Below are 1,047 nucleotides of genomic sequence, written 5' to 3' on the forward strand. Positions count from 1 at the left end.
TGGCAGGCGTGAGCAGGTCCAGCGCATCGTGCGGGCGCTCGTGGTTGTAAATGCTGCGCCAGCGCTCGAAGGCCGCTTGGGCATGCGCCAGGTCGACGAAGCTGCGGCCTGCGAGCAACTCCGTCTTCAGCGAGCGATGGAAGCGTTCGATCTTGCCGTTGGTCTGAGGGTGATACGGCGCACTGTGGCTGATTCGGATGCCCAGCCTGATAAGCCACACGCCCAATTCGGACAGCCCATGACCCGGCTGGCGCGGAGCGCCCCAGGGGGCCCCGTTGTCCGTGTTGATACGCACCGGCAGCCCGTAGCGGGTGAAGACCTGCACCAAGTGCGGCTGCACGCTGTCGATGCTCACACCCGGGCAAGCTTTCAACGCGAGATTGAAGCGCGAATGGTCGTCCAGCACGGTCAGCGGATAGCAGCGCGCTGCAGCCATGCCGAAGTCGCCTTTGAAGTCGATCTGCCACAAGGCATTGGGCTGCTCGTGCTCGAAGCGGCACCAGGGCTCGCTCGCCTGACTGGACTCGGGCGTGATCAGCCCGTGGCGATGCAGGATATTGGTGACCGTGCTGGGGGCTGGCACGTCGCTCATGCCCTGGTCGGCCAGCCGACGGGCGATCTTGCGTCCGCCCCAGCTGGGGTGGACGCGGCGCAGTTCGATCACTGCCTGCTCCAGCTCGCAGGCGCTGCGCGTGGGCGAGGTCAACGGACGTGTGCTGCGCGGCGTGCACGCTTGCGTCATGCCTTGCAGCGCATGCCGCTTGAGCAGCGAGTAGCCGGTCTTGGGGCTGATGCCGAACCGCCGACACAGCTCGCGCCGGTTCGCTCCCTCTTGCAAAGCCAGTTGCACGAACTCTCGCTTGGTGTCCATCAGGTCTCTCGGTTGCCAGGGCATGGGGCTCTTCCTCGGTCGTCTCGACCTCGAAAGTGTTTCCTATGTCCGCGCACACCTGTTTCCAAGGTCCCCGGTCCATACAGCGAAGCAAAAGAAAGTGAGTCGGCCGCCGGGCCGAGACCCGGCCCCGGAAAGAAAAATCTCAGCGAGCG

General features: G+C 64.9%; 1 protein-coding gene. It reads right to left on the reverse strand.

From position 1 onward, the window contains the following. On the reverse strand, positions 1 to 895 hold an 895-nt coding region (locus tag ACSFA3_RS25855), incomplete at its 3' end, for an IS481 family transposase (protein ID WP_435508165.1). Between the last annotated feature and the right edge of the window lie 152 nt (positions 896 to 1,047).

The sequence above is a fragment of the Variovorax glucosi genome, from assembly GCF_051216695.1.
In the GTDB taxonomy this organism is placed as follows: Bacteria; Pseudomonadota; Gammaproteobacteria; order Burkholderiales; family Burkholderiaceae_C; genus Variovorax.